This is a genomic window from Roseateles sp. PN1, from assembly GCF_038419725.1.
GTDB lineage: Bacteria > Pseudomonadota > Gammaproteobacteria > Burkholderiales > Burkholderiaceae_C > Paucibacter_A.
The window spans coordinates 97,308-115,528 of record NZ_JBCARA010000011.1 but is presented as its reverse complement, the minus strand read 5'-3'; the positions used below and the strand labels follow the sequence as shown (position 1 = coordinate 115,528).

Here is an 18,221-nt window from a genome sequence, read left to right as displayed (position 1 = left end):
TTCGGCAAATAGACCGCAAACTCTAGGCAAGGGCCAACACGCTTGGCACCGGGGCAGGCAGCGGTTAGCCTCGGATCAAACAAAAATGGAGACTCGCTTGAGCATGATGAATCGACGACGCTGGCTGCAGCTGGGCGTGGGCAGCGCGGTGCTGCTGGGCCTGGCAGGGACCGGTGTGGCACTGCTGCGCCCCGGCCTGGTGGACGGCAAACTCAGCCCCGACGCTCGCGTCCTGATGCGCAAAGTGGCCCTGAGCGTGCTGGACGGCCTGTGGCCCGAGAACGCAGTGCAGCGCGAGGCCCGGCTTGATCAACAGCTGGCCCAGGTGGATGCCAATATCGCGGGCTTTCCGGCCGAGGTTCGCGCACAGCTGGGTCAGGTGCTGAGCCTGCTGAGCAGCAGCGCCGGCCGCCTGGCGTTGACGGGCCTGAAAACCGACTGGGCCGAGGCCTCGGTGGCCGAGGTGCAAGCAGTGTTGGACGGCATGCGCCTATCCAGCCTCGACGTGCGCCAACAGATCTATCACGCCCTGCGTGACCTCAACTGCCTGGTCTTCTTCAGCGACGCCAGCAACTGGCCGCAAGTGGGCTACCCCGGACCCCGAGAATTCGCCTGAGCATGAGCCAAGAACAAAGCAATAAACCCAAGATCGCCGACCCCATCAAAGAGGGTCTGGCACGCGGCTGGAAGGTCTTCGGCACCGAGCTGGACGGCGCCTTCCGCGCCCCACCGGCACAGCTGGACTGCGATGTGCTGATCGTCGGCAGTGGCGCGGGTGCGGGCATCACGGCCGAGCTATTAGCCAAGGCCGGCCTCAAGATCATCATCGTGGAAGAAGGCCCGCTGCGCTCCAGCAGCGACTTCCGCCAGCTCGAAGCCGAGGCCTATGGCCAGCTCTACCAAGAAGCCGGTGGCCGCAAGAACACCGAGCAGACCATGCCGATCCTGCAAGGACGCTGCGTCGGCGGCTCCACCACGGTCAACTGGGCGGGCGCCTTCCGCACGCCGGCCTCCACACTGGAAGTTTGGGCCAGCAAATACGGTCTCAGCGATATGACGCCCGCGGCCTTAGGCCCCTGGTTCGAGCAGGTGGAACGACGCCTGAATATCGGCGAGTGGATGGGTGAGCCCAATGCCAATAACGATGTGCTGCGGCGCGGCGCGCTGAAGATTGGCGCCGAGCCGGTCAAGATGCATCGCAATGTGAAGGGCTGCTGGAACCTGGGCTCCTGCGGCCTGGGCTGCCCCACCAATGCCAAGCAGTCCATGCTGGTCACCACGATTCCGGCGGCGCTTGATCTTGGCGCCACCTTGCTGGTGCAAACGCGCGCCCAGCGCTACGAGTTGCAGGGCGACCGGGTGCAGGCGCTGATCTGCCAGCCCATCCACCTCAATGGCGATGCCAATGGCGCGCCGCTGCGAATCACGGCCAAGCATTTCGTGCTGGCCGGCGGCGCCATCAACTCGCCCGCCCTGCTGATGCGCTCGGGCGCGCCCGACCCGCACAAGCTGCTGGGCAAGCGCACCTTTTTGCACCCCACCCTGGTCAGCAGCGCCGTCATGCCCGAGGCCGTGCAGGGCTGGGCCGGTGCGCCCATGAGCGTCTTCTCTGACCATTTCCTGCACCAGCATCCGGTGGACGGCCCGGTCGGCTTCAAGCTCGAAACCGCGCCGGTGCACCCGGCTTTTGCGATGACCAATCTGGGCGGCTTCGGCGCCGAGCTGGGCCCGCGCGTCAAAGCCTTTCCGCACACCCATGTGGGCATCGCCCTGCTGCGCGACGGCTTCCATGCCGAGTCGCCCGGCGGCACGGTCAGCCTCAAGTCCGACGGCAGCGCCGCCCTGGCCTATACCTTGAGCGACTATTTGCTGGAAGGCGCCCGCCGCGCCCACCTCAGCATGGCCGAACTGCAATTCGCCGCAGGCGCCAAGACCGTGCGCCCCGGCCACGAGCGGGCCGAGGACTACGGCAGCTGGGAGGCCGCCAAAGCCGCGATTGCACGCTTGGACTACAAGCCCTTCCTGACCGTGGTCGGCAGCGCCCACGTGATGGGCGGCTGCAGCCTGGCCGCCGAGGCCAGCCGCGGCGTGGCGCAACCGGACGGCCGGCATTGGCAGCTCAAGAACCTGTCGGTGCATGACGGCTCGCTCTTCCCCACCAGCATCGGCGCCAATCCGCAGGTCACGGTCTACACCCTGGCCGCGCGCCTGGCCACCGGCCTGGCGCAAAGCCTCAGCGGCAAGGCGGTGCAACTGGCTTGAACTGGGCCTGAGCTTGCGCTCAGTCCGGCCCGGGGGCGCTTGCGGCGCGGGAACTCCGGGCCGGCCCGGCGTTCCCGGCTAGGATGGCGGCATGTCTCTTGCCAAATTCACCGGCCATTTTCTGGCCGGCCTGGCGCGGCTGATCACCGGCGCCCAAGGCCATTGGAAGGGCTGCCCGCCGAAGGCCGAGCAGCGCATCTATTTCGCCAACCATCAAAGCCATTTCGACTGGGTGCTGATCTGGGCCGCCCTGCCCGGGGATATGCGCGCCCAGACCCGCCCCATTGCCGCGCGCGACTACTGGACCAGCAGCCCGCTCAAGACCTGGCTCACCACCGCCGTGTTCAACGCCGTCTACGTCAGCCGCACCCGCGCCACGCCGGATGATGATCCACTCGAACCGCTGGCGGACGCGCTGACGGCGGGCGACTCGCTGGTCATCTTCCCGGAAGGCACGCGCTCCAACAAAGGCGAGCCGCAGCCCTTCAAGGCCGGGCTCTTCCATCTGGCCGAGCAGTTCCCGCAAGTCGTGCTGGTGCCGACCTGGATCGACAACGTCCAGCGCGTCATGCCCAAGGGCGAAGTGGTGCCGGTGCCGATTCTGTGCACAGTGACCTTCGGCGAGCCGCTACACCTGGAGGCGGGCGAGGACAAACGCGCCTTCCTCGAGCGCGCCCGCGCCGCGGTGTTGGCGCAGCGCCCCGCAGGTGAACGTCCATGATGGCCTTGCTGCAAAAGCTGGCGCCGCACCAGCAAACCGCCCTGCTCTTCATCGCCTTGCTCAGCACCCTGGTGCTGCTGAGTTGCAGCAGCTTTTTGATGAGCTTGCGCGAAAGCGAAAGCACCGACGAGGCCGTGATGGAACGGCGCCGCCGCTGGCACCATGAGCTGCGCATGCTGTGGCTGGGCGCCAGCATCTTCTGGGCCGCTTGGGTCTCCGGGCCGGTGGGGGCAACGGTGCTGTTTGGCGTGCTGTCCTTCCTGGCCTTGCGGGAGTTCATCACCTTGCTGCACACCCGCCGCGGCGACCACCGCAGCCTGCTGCTGGCCTTCTTCGTGCTGCTGCCGCTGCAATACTTGGTGGTGGGCTTGCGGGAGTTCAATCTCTTCACCGTTCTGATCCCCGTCTACAGCTTTCTGGCCATTCCCGTGGTCAGCGCCCTGGCCGGTGACCCGCGCAATTTTCTGGAGCGTAACGCCAAGATTCAGTGGGGCATCATGGTCTGCATCTACGGCCTCTCGCATGCCCCCGCCCTGCTGCTGCTGGACATGCCCAGCTACTCCGGCCGTGGCGCGTTCCTGCTGTTCTTTCTCGTGATTGTGGTCAGCGGCGGCCATCTGGCCGAAGAGCGCGCCGCCACCTGGCTGCGACGCCGGCCACTGGCCCGCCATGTTGACCGCGACTTCTCCATGCGCGCCTGGTGGGCCGGCGTGCTGGGGGCCGCACTGCTGGGCGCAGCACTGTTCTGGATCACCCCCTTCAATGTCTGGCAAGCCATGCTGATGGCCGCCGCAGCGGCTGGGGCGGGCAGCTTCGGCGCCCTGGTGATGGAGGCGCTCAAGCGCGATGCCGGCGTGCGCTACTGGGGCAATCGCAGCTCCATCACCGGCGCGGTGGGGCTGCTGGATCGCATCGCGGTGCTGTGCTTCTCTGCGCCGGTGTTCTTTCACTCGGTGCGTTGGTATTTCAGGTGGGCGAGTTGATGAGAATTCTTGGTATTGACCCCGGTCTACAAACCACGGGCTTTAGCTCCGGCCGGCGCTTGCGCGCCTTCACGTCCGCTGCGCGGACATGAGCCTGCGCTGAAACCCTTCACAACTTCATCCCATTGGCTGCCTCAAACACCATGCGTATCCTCGGTATTGACCCCGGTCTACAGACAACGGGCTTTGGCGTCATCGAGGCGGATGGGCCGCGCCTGAGCTATATCGCCAGCGGCACCATCAAGACCAGCGCCGTGGCCACCGGCGACTTGCCGGCGCGTTTGAAAATCATCTTCGACGGTGTGCGGGAGGTCACGGCGCGTTATCAGCCGACTTGCGCGGCGGTGGAGATCGTCTTCGTCAACGTCAACCCGCAGTCCACCTTGCTCTTGGGCCAGGCACGCGGAGCGGCCATCACCGCCCTGGTGTCTTGCGACCTGACGGTGTCGGAGTACACCGCGCTACAAATGAAAAAGGCCGTGGTGGGCCACGGCCATGCGAAGAAGGAGCAGGTGCAGTTGATGGTGCAGCGCCTTTTGAGCCTGCCCGGCGAGCCCGGCAAGGATGCCGCCGATGCCCTGGGCCTGGCCATCATGCACGCGCATGCCAGCGTGAGCTTTGCGGCCATGAGCCGCAGCACCACCTTGCAGCGGCGCCAGCATGCGCAGTTCAAGGGCAGCCGGACTTATTAAGTCCTAGCCCGGCAGCCCCTGACGCTGCCGCAGGTTTATGCCTTACGGCGGCGAGCCAACATGCCCACGGCCAGCAAGCCGGCCAGGCTCAAGGCCCAGCTCGACGGCTCAGGCACGGCGCTGATGGCGTAGGCGCCCGAGCTCTCAATGCCCGACGTTGGCTGGTAGGACAAGTACGCGTTGCTGGCATCCAAACTGCCCGAGGTCATGTTCAGCTGCGCCGCGGGGCTGGCGTACTGATAGCTCAGCCCCAGGAACACGCCGTCCTGGAAGTCAGCGGTCGGCGCCAAGCTGGCATCGGCCAAGCCGTAGTTCTGGCCCAGAAAGCTCAGGCTGAAGCCGGTCAGCGACAAGGTCTCAAAGCCCGAGCCGCTGAGCGCGGCATCGGCGTAGCTGTACTGGCCGCTGAAGCTCTGGCCCAGCAAGGGGCCGGCGTCAAGCTGGCCATTGAAGTTGAAGCTGGCGGCTTGGGCGGCCAGGCTGGCCAGGCCCAAGGCCAGGGCGAGGGTGGTTTTACGGAACATCATGATGGGGTTCTCCTCGAATTAGAACTTGAAGCTATTGGCTTGCACGGCCGCGCAGGCCAGGCCCTTGAGCGCGACCACGGGGCGCGACTTGGCGGGGCCGGCGGCACCGTCAGGGTCGTAGCCGATCAGGGCGCCGCCAGCGGAGGCGGAGCAAGTCACAAAGCCCTGGGCCAGCGGAGCACTGCTGCTGATGCCAACACTGCGCAGCAAGCCGGTGAAGACCAACTGGTCAATACCGGGCTTGAAGTCGGTGATGGTGTCCAGGCCATCGGCGCCGGTGTTGTAGACGAACTGGTCACGGCCGCCGTTGCCGCTCAGGGTGTCACGACCCAGGCCGCCTTCGATCACATCGTCACCGGCTGTACCGACGATCACATCATTGCCATTCGTGCCCTTGACGTTCTTGACCAGGTTCAGGCCCAGCACCATGGGGTCATGGTCGGAGGAGCGGAAGGGCGTGGGCGCGTAGTGATCCGCCGGCTTGAACTCGGTGTTGTAGTCGATCACCAGCGGCTCATCGGCGTTGATGTGCCAGGACGTGGCGCCCGTCACCTTGCTCGCAATGCTGGCGCTACCGAAGCCATGGTCCAGACGGCCGGCGAAACCGTCGAAGACGTAGGAGTAGTGCTCCGGATCGAACATACCCACCAAGTCGACGATCTGGCCGCTTTGAGTCAGCGTGTGAATCGGATCTTCCTGCGCATAGGCATTGAAGTCACCCAGCAGCAGCACATCTTGCGTGCCGGCCGTCGTCTTCACCTGGTTGATGAAGTTCTGCAGCTGCAGCGCCTGTTCGATCCGCTGGGCGTTGTAGCAGCCCTGCAGATCGCCCTGGTCGGCATTGACGCCGCTGGCACCCGAGCAGCTCTTGGATTTGAAGTGGTTCACCAACACCGCGAAACGCTCACCATTGGGGGCCTGGAAGCCTTGCGCAAAAGTGGGCCGGTTGTTGACCGGATTGACGTCAGAGATCGAGGCACCCACCAGCTTGAGCGTAGCGGGCTTGTAGATCATGGCCACGCGGATGGCATCGTCACCGGTGCCTTGAGCCGGCAGCGGAGCGGCGGCGTAGGTGCCCGCGCCCATCTTGGCATTGAGCGCATTCACCAGCGTTTGCAAAGCCACATCGCCGTTGTTCTGAATCTCCATCAGACCCACCACATCGGCGTTGAGCGTGCTCAGCTCGGCCACGGTCTTGGCGATTTGGCGCTGGTACTCGTTCAGGTTGTTGGCGCCACGGCAGTTGGATGCCGCCACCACGCCGCCCAAGGAGCAGCCCTCACCGCTGCCGCCGGCAGCCGTTTTGCCATCGACGAAGGTGGTGAAGAAGTTCAAGACATTGGCGCTGACCACACGCACATTGCCACCCACGGCAGGTGGTGTCAGCGGACGCGGGTTGCTGCGCGCAAAGACCGGAGCCACTGTGGGCTGCAGGCGATACATCGAAGCGCCGGTGGCATTGGCTGTGGCGGGGCCGAAGTCGATCACGCCGGTCAGCGATTCGGTGGTGTCACCCGCGCGGATGGTTTTGTCCTCGCCGAGATACGGGATCACGGCCGGGTTCTGGGCCGAGCTGTTGTCGTCCAGGATGATGGCGCGGGCCAGGTTGGCGCTGGCCAAATTCTGCGCGTCCACACCGGGGCGCATCACATTGGTCGGCTGCAAGAGGCGGCCACCTGCGGCCAGGGTCAGCTGACCATAGCGACCCAGGAAGTAGTTCTGCTGCACGGTGATGGGGCCGGTCAGCGTGACCAGCATGCCCTCATAGGCTTCCAGGCCGCCGGGCGCCAGCGTCGTCAGGTCCACTGCGGTGGGCGTGATGGCGTTGCCGGTGCTCAGCGTGCTCAGGCCAGTGATGTTCTTCAGCTGGGTGATGGTGCCCTGGCCGGCCGTGAATTCGGCGACTTGGCCGCTCAGCGAGACCTCCGCGCCGACAGCGACAGTGGGCGCCGTGACGGTGTAGACAAAGATGCCGTCCGAGGTGTTGGCGTCGCCATCACCCAGGCGGTCTTGCATATAGAAGCCGGTGGCCACCACATGGGTGACGATGCCGCGCGTGCTGACGGTCTGGCCGACCAGCGGGCTGCTGGCGCCGCTGCCTTGAATGTTGGAGATCGAGCTCAGGCCCGCCACTGACAAATTGAAGCTGCACGAAGCCTGCTGGCCATCGTTATTGCTCCACTGCAGGCTCAGGGGATAGCTACCCGCCGGCACAGCGCCGGTCACGCTGACCGACTGCGTGGCCACGCCACCGGCAGCCGCCGCCGCCGTAAAGGTGCCCAGGGTTACGCCGCTCGGCCAGTTGCCGCTGATTTGGGCGCTATTGACGCGGCTGTCGGCATCAGTGGCGCTGAGCAAGAAGTTGCTGGCCGCACCTGCGGCGCTGGACGCATCCGGGCAGCTGGCGATGATGGGTTGAGCGACAGAGCCGCCACCGCAAACGTTTGCTGGCGTCGCCGAATTGCGCAGCATCGGGGTGCCAAGGCTGAAGTCAGCGTTGTTGTTGTCGCTGTCGGTGCAACCATTGTTCTTGCGCAGCGCAGCGGTCGTGCTGTTCAAAAGCGGTGTAGCTGCGCCTTCAAAGCCGTTGCTGCTGCCGTAGCCGACCATGTCGATCAGCGCGCCGCCGCTGGGATTGGCGCCGTTCAATGCCGTGGTGCTGCTCACCAAGGCCACCTTGCCACTGGCCGCGCTCATGGTCAGGGTACCAATGCCGTCTTGGGTGGTGATGTCAGCGCCCAGAGCGCCCGTGCCCGTGTTTTGGCGGATCAAGAGATAGCGGCCGGGTGCCAGCACCGGATTGGCCAGATTATTCAGCGCCGACACGTTCCAGTTGCCGGTGCCGGTGGCGCTGCCGTATTGCAGCGAGTAACCCGTCAGATTGACGGGTGCCGAGCCAGCATTGAACAGCTCAACGTAATCGTATTTGAACGAGGGCGAGCCGGAAGTAGCTGCGCCGCCGCCGTAGACCTGGCTAATCACCACGCCGGACGTAGACGCCAGCACCAGCGGTGCGGCGAAAACAGCCGCCAGCAAGGCGGCAAGGGGTTTGAGTTTCATGGAGTTTGCGTTGTCAAGAAGATACCGAGGGTCCGGACTCGTCGGCTGCGCCAGCAAAACTTGGCAGCGCGTGCACGCCCGGCGCTTGCGCCCGATTCAGCCAGGCACTGCGACTCATACTAGCGCCCGAATATGACGCCCGATGACATATTCGGCCCTCGGTTTGAGGGGTCGGGTTCCCCCTCATCGACCACCCATTTTTGGCCTGGCGCGCTGTCGATGCGCAGGCGCTTCAGGCTCGACACCTAGAATCTGCCACCCACCCCACCCCTTCCCCACCCGGACCGCCCGCCGATGACCCTGACCCAAATGCTGGCCGGCTTTGTGCGCCGCCACTGGCGCGCCTATGCGGCATCGGCCCTGATGCTGCTGAGCATTGCCGTTTTGACCACCTGGATCCCGCGCCAGGTCGGCCATGTGGTGGACGGCATGGTGGCGGGCACGCTACGGGGTCAGGTCTTGCTGACCGAACTGGGCCTGCTGATCGGCGCCGGGGCGCTGATCTATTTGCTGCGGGTGGGCTGGCGCCTGGCCCTGTTTGCCGCCGCTTACCGGCTGGGCCAGCAGCTGCGCACCCAGCTTTATGCGCGCCTGAGCTTGCAAGGCCCGGGCTTTTTCCAAGCCAAACGCACGGGCGACCTGATGGCTCTGGCCACCAATGATGTGGACGCCGTCGAGATGGCCGCGGGCGAAGCTTTGCTGGCGGCGTTTGACGGCTCGCTGACCTTGATCCTGGTGCTCTTGATGATGACCCTGGGCGTGGACTGGCGCCTCGGCTTGGCCGCACTGCTGCCCTTCCCCTTCATGGCCCTGGCCTTTTGGCGCATTTCAGACCATGTGCATCTGGCCTGGCAAAGCTCACTGTCGCGCTTCTCGCTGCTGAACCAGCATGTGCAAGAAGGCCTGGCCAGCGTGCGCACCCTGCGCGCCCTGGGCCTGACCCGCCACAACGGCCAGCAGTTCCACACCCTGGCCGCCAGCGCCGCCGAGTCCAGCTACCAGGCGCAGAAATGGGAGGCTGCCTACGAGCCAGCGGTCGGCATGACGCTGAGCGCCGCCACCGTCATTGCCCTGGGCCTGGGCGGCCTGCTGGTTGCCAAGCAAGAGCTGAGCATCGGCCAGCTGACCTCCTTCACCATGTATCTGGGCCAGCTGATCTGGCCGATGTTTGCCGCCGGTTGGGTGCTGTCGCTGCTGGAACGCGGCCGCGCCGCCTGGGACCGCCTGCAGCCGGTGCTGGCCGCGCCGCTGAGCCTCAGCGACGAGGGCCAGGCCAGCATGCCCAAGAACGCGCAGATCGACTTCGGGGCCATCAGCTTCAGCTACCCCGAGGCCGGCCGCCAAGCCCTGCACGAGGTCAGCCTGCGCCTGCCGCCCGGCAGCACCCTGGGCCTGGTGGGGCCTACCGGTGCGGGCAAATCGACCTTGCTGAGCTTGCTGCTGCGCCAGCGTGAACCCAGCAGCGGGCGCATCACGGTCAGTGGCTCCAGCGCCAGTTCCGACCCCGACGCACAAACCAGCTTGGCCCTGCCCGAGCTGCGCCTGCAAAGCCTGCGCGAAAGCATCGCCTGGGTGCCGCAAGAGCCGTTTTTGTTCTCGGCCAGCATTGCGGACAACATCGCCCTGGCCAAGCCCTCGGCCAGCCGCGCCGAGATCGAAGCGGCCGCGCGCCAAGCCGCCGTGCACGAGGACATTACTCGCCTGCCCCGCGGCTACGACACCGAGGTGGGCGAGCGCGGCGTGGCACTCTCCGGCGGCCAGCGCCAGCGGGTGGCGATTGCGCGGGCCTTGCTGGCCGCTGCACCCATCCTCTTGCTGGACGATGCGCTGTCGGCCGTGGACACCGGTACCGAGTCGCAAATCCTGACCCATCTGCGCGAGCTGCGCGAGGCGCGGCCCGAGTGCAGCGTCATCATCAACAGCCACCGCCTCAGCGCCGTGATGGACGCCGACCAAATTGCTGTGCTGCGCGATGGCCGCATCACCGAACTCGGCAGCCATGCCGAGCTGCTGGCGCGTGCCGGCTGGTACGCCACGCAATGGCGCTATCAACAACTGGAGGCCAGCCTTGCTTGAGCCGGAAACCGTGACCAAAAAAGACGAACGGCCCTGGGCCTCGGTCGGCCTGCTGCTGGAATCCGCCGCACCGGAGAAAGCTGAGCTGTGGCGCGGCGTGATCTGGCTGCTGGTGGCCGCCGGGCTGGAAGCGCTCACCCCCATTCTGGGCAAACGCTTCATTGATCAGCACCTGCTGCCGCGCCAGTTCGATTTGAATGCCATGGGCTTGCTACTGGCCACGCTGCTGGCCTGCGGCTGGGCCGCCAGCTGGATTCGCTATGCCCAGCTCAGCCGCATGGCCGGCGTGGCGCAGCGTTCGGTGCTGCGCCTGCGTGAGCGGGTCTATGCCCACGTGTTGGCCTTGCCGATGGCGTTTTTCGACCGCGCGATTACCGGCCAGTTGGTCAGCCGCGTCACCAACGACAGCGAGGCGGTCAACACCTTGTACCGCCAGGTGCTTTACGTGATGCTGGACTCCAGCATCGTGGTGCTGGGCTCGCTGGTGGCCATGGCTTGGCTGGACTGGCAGCTGATGTTGATCGTGGCCATGTTGATACCGGCCATGGTGGTGATCATCTTGCTGTACCAGCGCCTCAGCGCCCCGGCCGTGGCGCGCGCCCGCCAATTGCGCAGCGAGATCAATGCGCAGATGGCGGAGAGCATGGCCGGCATGGCCATGCTGCAGGCGGCAGGAGCGGCGGCACGCTTTGGCCAGCGCTTCGAGCACACCAATGGCGCGCACTGGGCCGCTCGCATTGACGAGCTGCGGGCCAATGCCTGGCTCCTGCGCCCGGCGTTGGACTTACTCAATGTGCTGCTGCTGGTGACGGTGATTTACGGCTTCGGCCGGCGCGAACTGTCGGGCCTGGAAGTGGGCCTGCTCTACGCCTTCCTGAGCTATATCGCCCGCGTGGTGGAGCCGCTGATTCAGATCACCATGCAGTTCGGGCAGTTGCAGCAATCCATGGTGGCGGCCTCGCGGGTGCGCAGCTTGCTGCAGGAAAGCGCGGCCGTGCCGGTCACGACCGCCGGCCAGGACATCAAGAAGGGCCAGATCGATATTGAGCAGCTAAGCTTTGGCTACACGCCCGAGCGGCCAGTGTTGCATGAGCTGAATCTGCATATCCCGGCCGGATCTTTTGTGGGCATCGTCGGCCACACCGGCAGCGGCAAGTCCACGCTTTTGTCCCTGCTCTTGCGCTTCTATTCCGCGCAGCTGGGCCGCATCAGCATCGACGGCCAGGCGCTGTCCGGCATCCCGGACGAGGCCTTCCGCGCCGCCGTGGGCCTGGTGCCGCAAGAGCCCTATTTGGTGGCCGCTTCGGCGCGCGAGAACATCAGCATGGGCCGCGACATCAGCGAAGAGCAATTGCGTGCCGCCGCCCGCGCCGCCCGCATCGACGATTTTCTGAGTGCCTTGCCACAGGGCTACGACACCTTGCTGGGCGAAGGCGGCGCGCGCGTATCGACCGGCCAGAAGCAGCTGATCGCCATGGCACGCGCCCTGGCCGGTGCGCCCAAGATCTTGTTCCTGGATGAAGCCACCTCCAATATCGACAGCGCCACCGAGCAAGTCGTGGGCGAGGCGCTGAGCGCGCTGCGCGGCCAAGTCACCTTGCTGGCCATCGCCCACCGCCTGTCCACCATCCGCGCGGCGGATCAGATCATTGTGCTCAACCACGGCCAGCTGGCCGAGCGCGGCACGCATGAGGAATTGATGGCGCTGCCCGGCGGCATTTACCAACGCCTGGTGCAGCTGCAGGCGCTGGAAGAGCCGTCTGCGCTTGAGGCTTGCGCTTAATCAGTTGGTGACAGAGCTACTCGCTCGCTTCGCTCGCTCGGGCGGTCTGTCACACAAGACTAAAGAATCAAGGCCAGCCGCTCCAGAATCAGCACGGCGAAAAATCCCAAGCCGGCCAGCACCGTCCATTTGATGATCAGCAGGCCGCGCTGGCGCCACACCACTTGCCCGGTGCCGATGTAGAGCGCGAAAGACACCACGCCCGCAAACAGCAGCAGGCCGACAACCAAGCGGAAAAGCATCATGAGGCGTGATTACCAGGCAGGTGCCAGCTTGGCAAAGCCGGCGGGTGCGTCGGCTTCATTGTCGAAGCTGACAATTTCGTAGGCGGACTCATCCGCCAGCAAGGCGCGCAGCAGCTTGTTATTGAGCGCGTGGCCGCCTTTGAAGGAGGTGTAGGCCGCCAGCAGCGGGTAGCCCACCACCTGCATATCGCCGATGGCGTCGAGGATCTTGTGCTTGACGAACTCATCGTCGTAGCGCAGCCCGTCGGCATTGAGCACCTTGTAGTCGTCCACCACGATGGCGTTGTCCATCGAGCCGCCCAGGGTCAGTCCGCGTGAGCGCATCAGCTCGATATCGCTGGTCATGCCGAAGGTGCGGGCACGGGCAATCTCGCGCTTGTACTGGCCCGAGCCCATATCGAACACATATTGCTGGCCGGTGGCAGAGACGGCCGGATTGTCAAACTCGATCTCGAAGCTGAGCGTGTAGCCGTGGTGCGGGCTCAGGCGCGCCCACATCAGGCGCTTGCCTTCGCCCTGGCGCACTTCCACCGTCTTCTTGACGCGCAGAAACTTCTTGGCCGCCTTCTGCTGCTCGATGCCGGCGCTTTGCAAGAGGTAGACAAAGCTGGCGGCCGAGCCGTCGAGGATGGGCACTTCGTCGGCATTGATGTCGACGATGAGGTTGTCCAGCCCCAGGCCCGCGCAGGCCGAGAGCAAATGCTCGATGGTCTGCACCTTGGGCCCGCCGGGGTCGCCACCGGGGCTGACCGTGGTGGCCATGCGGGTGTCGCAGACAGTGTCGGTGCGCACGGGGATGTCGACCGGCGTATTCAGATCCACGCGGCGGAACACGATGCCGGTGTCCGGCGGGGCCGGGCGCAGAGTCAATTCAACCCTTTGTCCGCTGTGAATGCCCACGCCCACGGCGCGGGTCAAGGACTTGAGCGTTCTTTGTTGCAGCATGCCTCGATTGTCGGTGATTACCCGTGGGCTTGCTGGCCCACGGGCTCTGCGCCGGGCTCCTCGCGCACGACCGGCAAACGCAGGCTCAGGCGGGTGCCTTGGCCGGGGCTGGAGTCAATGCGCAACTTGCCGCCCAGGCGTTGGGCGCGCCGCTGCTGGCTCTTCAGGCCGCGGCCGCGCTGGGCCGTGGCGAGGTCAAAGCCATCGCCATCATCCTCAACACGAATCTCCACCTGGCCGCCTTGATGGCGGGTCACCAGGCGCACGCGCCTGGCGCGCGCATGTTTGAGCACATTGGTCAGCGCCTCTTGCATCAGGCGCAAGACATGCAGGGCATCGGGCGGCTCCAGCCAGTCCAGCATGGGCAGGTCTTGCACATCCCATTCCAGGGTCAGGCCACCGGCTTGCAGGCGCTTGCCCAGGCGGTAGCGCATGGTGGCCAACAGCGACACCAAGTCATGACCGATGGGCTCCAGCGAGTCGATCACCAAACGCAAATCGTCCACGCACTCACGCAAGACCTCGACCACGCGGTCCTGATTCATGCTGCCCTGCTCCACCGCCACCATGGCCGATAGCAGCGAGGAGCCCAAGCCATCGTGCATGTCTTGCATCAGGCGTTGGCGTTCCAGCAGCAAGGCCTGCTGGCGTTCGGCCTCGCGCAATTTGTCGTGCTGCAATTGCAGCTCACGGCTTTGCGCGTCCAGGCGCTGAGCCAGGTTTTCGTTCAGCAATGCCACCTCGTAGACCGCGCCCACATAACGGTTTTGCACCGCAAACAAAAAGCTGGCCACGATCATCAGCGTCGCAAAAGGCATCAGGTAGAGATGCTCATGCCAAGCCCAACCAGCCAAGACCACCAGATCGTGCAAGCCCAAAATCAGGCTCAGCACCAGGCTCAAGGCGATCAAGCGCAGGCCGTAGCGGCGCTCCGTGAAGGCCACCACGCCAACAAAGCCGGTGCAGACCGCGCCCACCACCGCATTGACGGCATGTTGGGCCACCAGGCCATCAAACAAATGACTCCACAGCGGCAAGGTGGCGGCGCTGCTGAGCAGCACAAACACGCCCAGCGCAGCCTCGAAGCGCGGATAGCAGCGCCGGCAAAAGCGCAGCACAAACAAAAAGGTCAGCACCATCACCCAGGCCATCGCCGCATGGGTCAGCCACCAGAACCACTCCAGGCCCAGACGGGTACGCGGCAGATCGATGTGATAGTGCAGATTGCGCAAAAGCCAGCCGACCGAGGCCAGGGCAAAGAGCAGATAGGCCGGCTCATCGCGGCGCTTGATCCACAGCGATAGGGCAAACAACCCCAGCACCACCAAGGTCAGGCCGGTGGCCTGCGGCACGCCGATCTGCAAGGCCCAGCGGCGCTGGAAACGCGGCTCAAGATCCTCACGTGGCCCCATCCACGCAGTGGATACGGAATAAAAGCTGTCCTCCAGCACCGGCACGGCCAGCACCACTTCCAGGGTCTGCGCCTTATTCAGCTCGGTCAGAGCGGCCGGGAATGCCACCCACAGCGGCCGCACCCATTGCTCGCGGGCGCCGGACTGGTTGTCAAACACCGGGCGCCAACCTTCGTCGGTATGCACCAGCACCGCAGCCGCCATGGCGCGCAGGCGCGGCATGTACAGCGCCACGCTGGTCGGCCACAGGCCTTGTGCAGGTTCGTAGCGGAAGCGATACCAGCGCATCTGATACTGCCGCTCTTCGCCGTAGCGGGCCGCCACCTCCCGGTTGCGCACATCGGGCAATTGCACCGGCTTCCAGGTGGCCGGGTCGGCGGGCGGCTGCAAATCCGCCGGCAGGCTGCCCGGGCTGCCATCCATGGCCCGCAGCGCCGCCCACCATTCATTCAGGTCGTCACGCGACCAACGGCTCAGGGCCAACTCCGCTTGCACCATCTGATGCCCGGCCGGCTGGCCTGCAGGCGGAGGTGTCGGCCCCATCTGCGCATGCGCGCTCGCCAGCCCCAGGAGCCAGCCCATGCACAAGCAAACGGCCCGGCGCAGCAGCGCCGCCGGTGTCCAGCTCAAGCTCAGTGGCATCAAGGCAAATTCGAAGGATTCAGGCATTCAAGGTTTACCGCAAGCCGATTGGCCGATACGCCAATTCACCCATCTCGGATGGGCGCAAGCATGCCACAGCCAGACGTCGCGTCGCGCCGGACCCTGAGCTCGCCGCCCCCTCATGCAGGCGTTGCGCCAAAAGGAAAACCCGGCGGCGTGAGCAACTCACGGCACCGGGTTCATGCTTGATGCGACCAGCCGCGAAGCCGGGCGCACAGCAGCGGATCAGTCGGCTTGCTTGCGCAAGAAGGCCGGGATCTCGATCTCATCCATGCCATTGGACGACAAGGCTTCCACCTTGGCGGCGGCCGTGCGGCCATGGCGCCAGACGCTGGGCACGCTCATGCCCGCGAAGTCATTGCCGCCACCCAGGGCCGGCGAATGGGTGATGCCACCTTGGCCAGGCGCGCTTGCGGCCATGTTCACAGCCTGCGTCAGCACCGGCATATTGTCGGTACCGGTGCGCAGCTGCACTTGCTGTTGCACCACTTGCAGCGGCGCGGCTTGGCGAGCGCGTTGCGAGGACAGGCCGGTGGCGATCACGGTCACGCGCAGCGAGTCGCCCAGGCTTTCATCGTAGGCCGTGCCGTAGATGATGTGGGCTTCTTCGGAGGCGTAACGCTTGATGGCGTTCATGGCGTTGCGCGACTCGCTCAGCTTGAAATTGCCCTTGGCCGCGGCGATCAGCACCAGCACGCCACGCGCGCCGGACAGATCGATACCTTCCAGCAGCGGGCAAGCCACAGCAGCTTCGGCGGCCTTGGCGGCGCGATCCGGGCCGCTGGCTTGCGCCGTGCCCATCATGGCCTTGCCGGGCTCGCTCATCACGGTCTTGACGTCTTCGAAGTCGACGTTCACCAGACCGGGGATGTGGATGATGTCGGAGATACCGCCCACGGCGTTCTTCAGCACATCGTTGGCATGCGCAAACGCCTGGTCCTGCGTGACGTCGTCACCCAGCACGTCCAGCAGCTTGTCGTTCAGCACCACGATCAGCGAATCGACATTGGCTTCCAGCTCAGCCAGGCCAGCATCGGCAGCCTTGGCACGGCGGTTGCCTTCAAATTCGAAAGGCTTGGTCACCACACCGACGGTGAGGATGCCCATTTCCTTGGCCACACGAGCGATCACGGGTGCCGCACCGGTGCCGGTACCACCACCCATGCCGGCGGTGATGAAGAGCATATTGGCGCCTTGAATGGCGTCGCGAATACGCGCTTCGGCTTCCACTGCAGCAGCCTGACCCATCTCGGGTTTGGCGCCAGCGCCCAGGCCGGAGGTGCCCAACTGCAGCAGCTGGTCAGCCTTCGAGCGATTGAGTGCTTGAGCGTCGGTATTGGCGCAGATGAATTCCACCCCTTGCACGCCCTGAGCAATCATGTGCTCAACCGCGTTGCCACCGCCACCACCAACCCCGATCACCTTGATTTGGGTGCCTTGGTCAAACTCTTCAATCATTTCGATCGCCATAAATACCTCCTATGCCAATTGTGCCGTTACTACTCATGAAAAACCACCGGGATGACCCTCTTTTTTCATGCTCTGCCGCTGAATTCCGACAGTTAAATCTTCAAAATCGCTGTCTTAGCCAAACTCTTGGCCAGGACCTCAGAAATTACCCAAGAACCAGTCCTTGGCGCGCCCAAACGCGGTCTTCATGGAACCCGCCTGTTGCGCCGCTTTTAAACCCCGGGTGCGCGACATACGGCCCTCTTCCAACAAGCCCATCACGGTCGCGGAACGTGGGTTGGAAACCATGTCAAACAAGGCGCCGCTATAGGTCGGATTGCCGCGACGCACCGGTTTGAGGAATATGTCTTCGGCCAGCTCAATCATGCCGGGCATGACCGAAGAACCGCCGGTCAGAACGATGCCGGAGGACAGCAATTCCTCGTAGCCGCTTTCGCGAATGACTTGCTGCACCAGCGAAAATATTTCCTCGACGCGCGGCTCAATCACCCCCGCCAAGGCTTGTTTGGACAACATGCGCGGCGCGCGGTCACCCAAACCGGGGACTTCCACTTGATCGGCCGGATCCGCCAGTAATTGTTTGGCCACACCGTGCTCGACCTTGATTTCCTCGGCATCTTTGGTCGGCGTGCGCAAGGCCATCGCAATATCGCTGGTAATCAAATCACCGGCAATTGGTATGACGGCGGTATGACGAATGGAGCCGCCGGTGAATATCGCGACGTCCGTGGTGCCGGCGCCAATATCCACGATGGCCACACCCAGGTCACGCTCGTCGGAAGTGAGGGCAGCATGGCTGGAGGCGCTGGGATTCAAAACCAGCTGATCCACTTCCAAACCACAGCGGCGCACGCATTTGACGATGTTTTCGGCCGCACTTTGGGCGCCGGTCACAATATGAACCTTGACTTCGAGGCGGCCGCCGCTCATGCCGATGGGCTCTTTGACCTCATGGCCGTCGATGACAAATTCCTGCGGCTCGACCAAAAGCAGGCGCTGATCGTTGGGAATATTGATGGCTTTGGCGGTTTCAACCACCCGCGCCACATCCACCGGCGTGACCTCCTTGTCCCGCACAATCACCATGCCGGTGGAGTTTTGGCCGCGAATATGGCTGCCGGTAATGCCGGTGTAAACGCGTGAGATTTTGCAGTCGGCCATCATTTCGGCCTCTTTCAAGGCCTGCTGGATGGATTGCACGGTGGCGTCGATATTCACCACCACGCCGCGCTTCAAGCCATGCGAGGTGGCAACGCCCAAGCCGGCGATGCGCAATTCGCCATTACCCAGCACCTCGGCCACCACCGCCATGATTTTGGCGGTGCCGATATCCAGGCCGACGACCAAATCCTTGTATTCCTTGGCCATTATTTCTTTTCCTT

Annotated in this window: 14 protein-coding genes; 7 read left to right on the top strand and 7 right to left on the bottom strand. The window is 64.6% G+C overall.

The genetic code is table 11. The features are described from left to right. The first annotated feature begins 103 nt into the window (after positions 1-103). The 5 genes from AABB87_RS17100 (at position 104) to ruvC (ending at position 4,658) form a co-directional block, all read left to right on the top strand. Positions 104-616, top strand: a complete 513-nt coding sequence (locus AABB87_RS17100) for a hypothetical protein (RefSeq protein WP_058720632.1) — start codon at positions 104-106, stop codon at positions 614-616. A 2-nt stretch (positions 617-618) separates the two neighbouring features. Continuing rightward, the gene (locus tag AABB87_RS17095; RefSeq protein WP_341972480.1) at positions 619-2,262 is read left to right on the top strand and encodes a GMC family oxidoreductase; all 1,644 of its coding nucleotides are present in this window, start codon (positions 619-621) and stop codon (positions 2,260-2,262) included. Between the two features lie 91 nt (positions 2,263-2,353). Continuing rightward, positions 2,354-2,983 (top strand): lysophospholipid acyltransferase family protein, encoded by a 630-nt coding sequence (locus AABB87_RS17090; RefSeq protein ID WP_058720634.1) that lies wholly within the window; start codon positions 2,354-2,356, stop codon positions 2,981-2,983. After that, positions 2,980-3,966 carry a phosphatidate cytidylyltransferase gene (locus AABB87_RS17085; RefSeq protein WP_341972479.1) on the top strand — a complete coding sequence of 329 codons (987 nt, stop codon included), beginning with the start codon at positions 2,980-2,982 and terminating at the stop codon, positions 3,964-3,966. Before AABB87_RS17090 ends, AABB87_RS17085 begins: the two co-directional genes overlap by 4 nt. A gap of 143 nt (positions 3,967-4,109) precedes the next feature. Further along, positions 4,110-4,658 (top strand): crossover junction endodeoxyribonuclease RuvC, encoded by a 549-nt coding sequence (gene ruvC / locus AABB87_RS17080; protein ID WP_341972478.1) that lies wholly within the window; start codon positions 4,110-4,112, stop codon positions 4,656-4,658. Positions 4,659-4,693: 35 nt separating this feature from the next. Here the strand turns inward: ruvC and AABB87_RS17075 are convergent, their stop codons facing one another. Together AABB87_RS17075 and AABB87_RS17070 are read right to left on the bottom strand one after the other, a co-directional pair. Continuing rightward, a complete protein-coding gene (locus AABB87_RS17075; protein ID WP_341972477.1) occupies positions 4,694-5,185 on the bottom strand; it encodes a PEP-CTERM sorting domain-containing protein in 492 nt (163 codons plus the stop codon). 18 nt (positions 5,186-5,203) lie between these two features. Next, positions 5,204-8,245, bottom strand: a complete 3,042-nt coding sequence (locus AABB87_RS17070) for an ExeM/NucH family extracellular endonuclease (RefSeq protein WP_341972476.1) — start codon at positions 8,243-8,245, stop codon at positions 5,204-5,206. 294 nt (positions 8,246-8,539) lie between these two features. On the opposite strand from AABB87_RS17070, the gene AABB87_RS17065 reads away from it, so the two are divergent. Together AABB87_RS17065 and AABB87_RS17060 are read left to right on the top strand one after the other, a co-directional pair. Further along, positions 8,540-10,321, top strand: coding sequence for an ABC transporter ATP-binding protein (locus tag AABB87_RS17065; protein ID WP_341972475.1), 1,782 nt, complete (start codon positions 8,540-8,542; stop codon positions 10,319-10,321). 10 nt (positions 10,322-10,331) lie between these two features. Continuing rightward, positions 10,332-12,104 (top strand): ABC transporter ATP-binding protein, encoded by a 1,773-nt coding sequence (locus AABB87_RS17060; protein ID WP_341972474.1) that lies wholly within the window; start codon positions 10,332-10,334, stop codon positions 12,102-12,104. Positions 12,105-12,163: 59 nt separating this feature from the next. On the opposite strand, the gene AABB87_RS17055 is transcribed toward AABB87_RS17060, so the two are convergent. The 5 genes from AABB87_RS17055 to ftsA form a co-directional block, all read right to left on the bottom strand. Next, positions 12,164-12,349 carry a hypothetical protein gene (locus tag AABB87_RS17055; protein ID WP_341972473.1) on the bottom strand — a complete coding sequence of 62 codons (186 nt, stop codon included), beginning with the start codon at positions 12,347-12,349 and terminating at the stop codon, positions 12,164-12,166. A 9-nt stretch (positions 12,350-12,358) separates the two neighbouring features. Further along, complete coding sequence (lpxC, locus tag AABB87_RS17050; RefSeq protein ID WP_341972472.1) at positions 12,359-13,294, bottom strand: UDP-3-O-acyl-N-acetylglucosamine deacetylase; 936 nt, start codon at positions 13,292-13,294, stop codon at positions 12,359-12,361. Positions 13,295-13,311: 17 nt separating this feature from the next. Next, complete coding sequence (locus AABB87_RS17045; protein WP_341972471.1) at positions 13,312-15,375, bottom strand: sensor histidine kinase; 2,064 nt, start codon at positions 15,373-15,375, stop codon at positions 13,312-13,314. A 219-nt stretch (positions 15,376-15,594) separates the two neighbouring features. Continuing rightward, complete coding sequence (gene ftsZ / locus AABB87_RS17040; RefSeq protein WP_341972470.1) at positions 15,595-16,839, bottom strand: cell division protein FtsZ; 1,245 nt, start codon at positions 16,837-16,839, stop codon at positions 15,595-15,597. A gap of 138 nt (positions 16,840-16,977) precedes the next feature. After that, positions 16,978-18,207, bottom strand: a complete 1,230-nt coding sequence (ftsA, locus tag AABB87_RS17035) for a cell division protein FtsA (protein WP_058720645.1) — start codon at positions 18,205-18,207, stop codon at positions 16,978-16,980. Between the last annotated feature and the right edge of the window lie 14 nt (positions 18,208-18,221).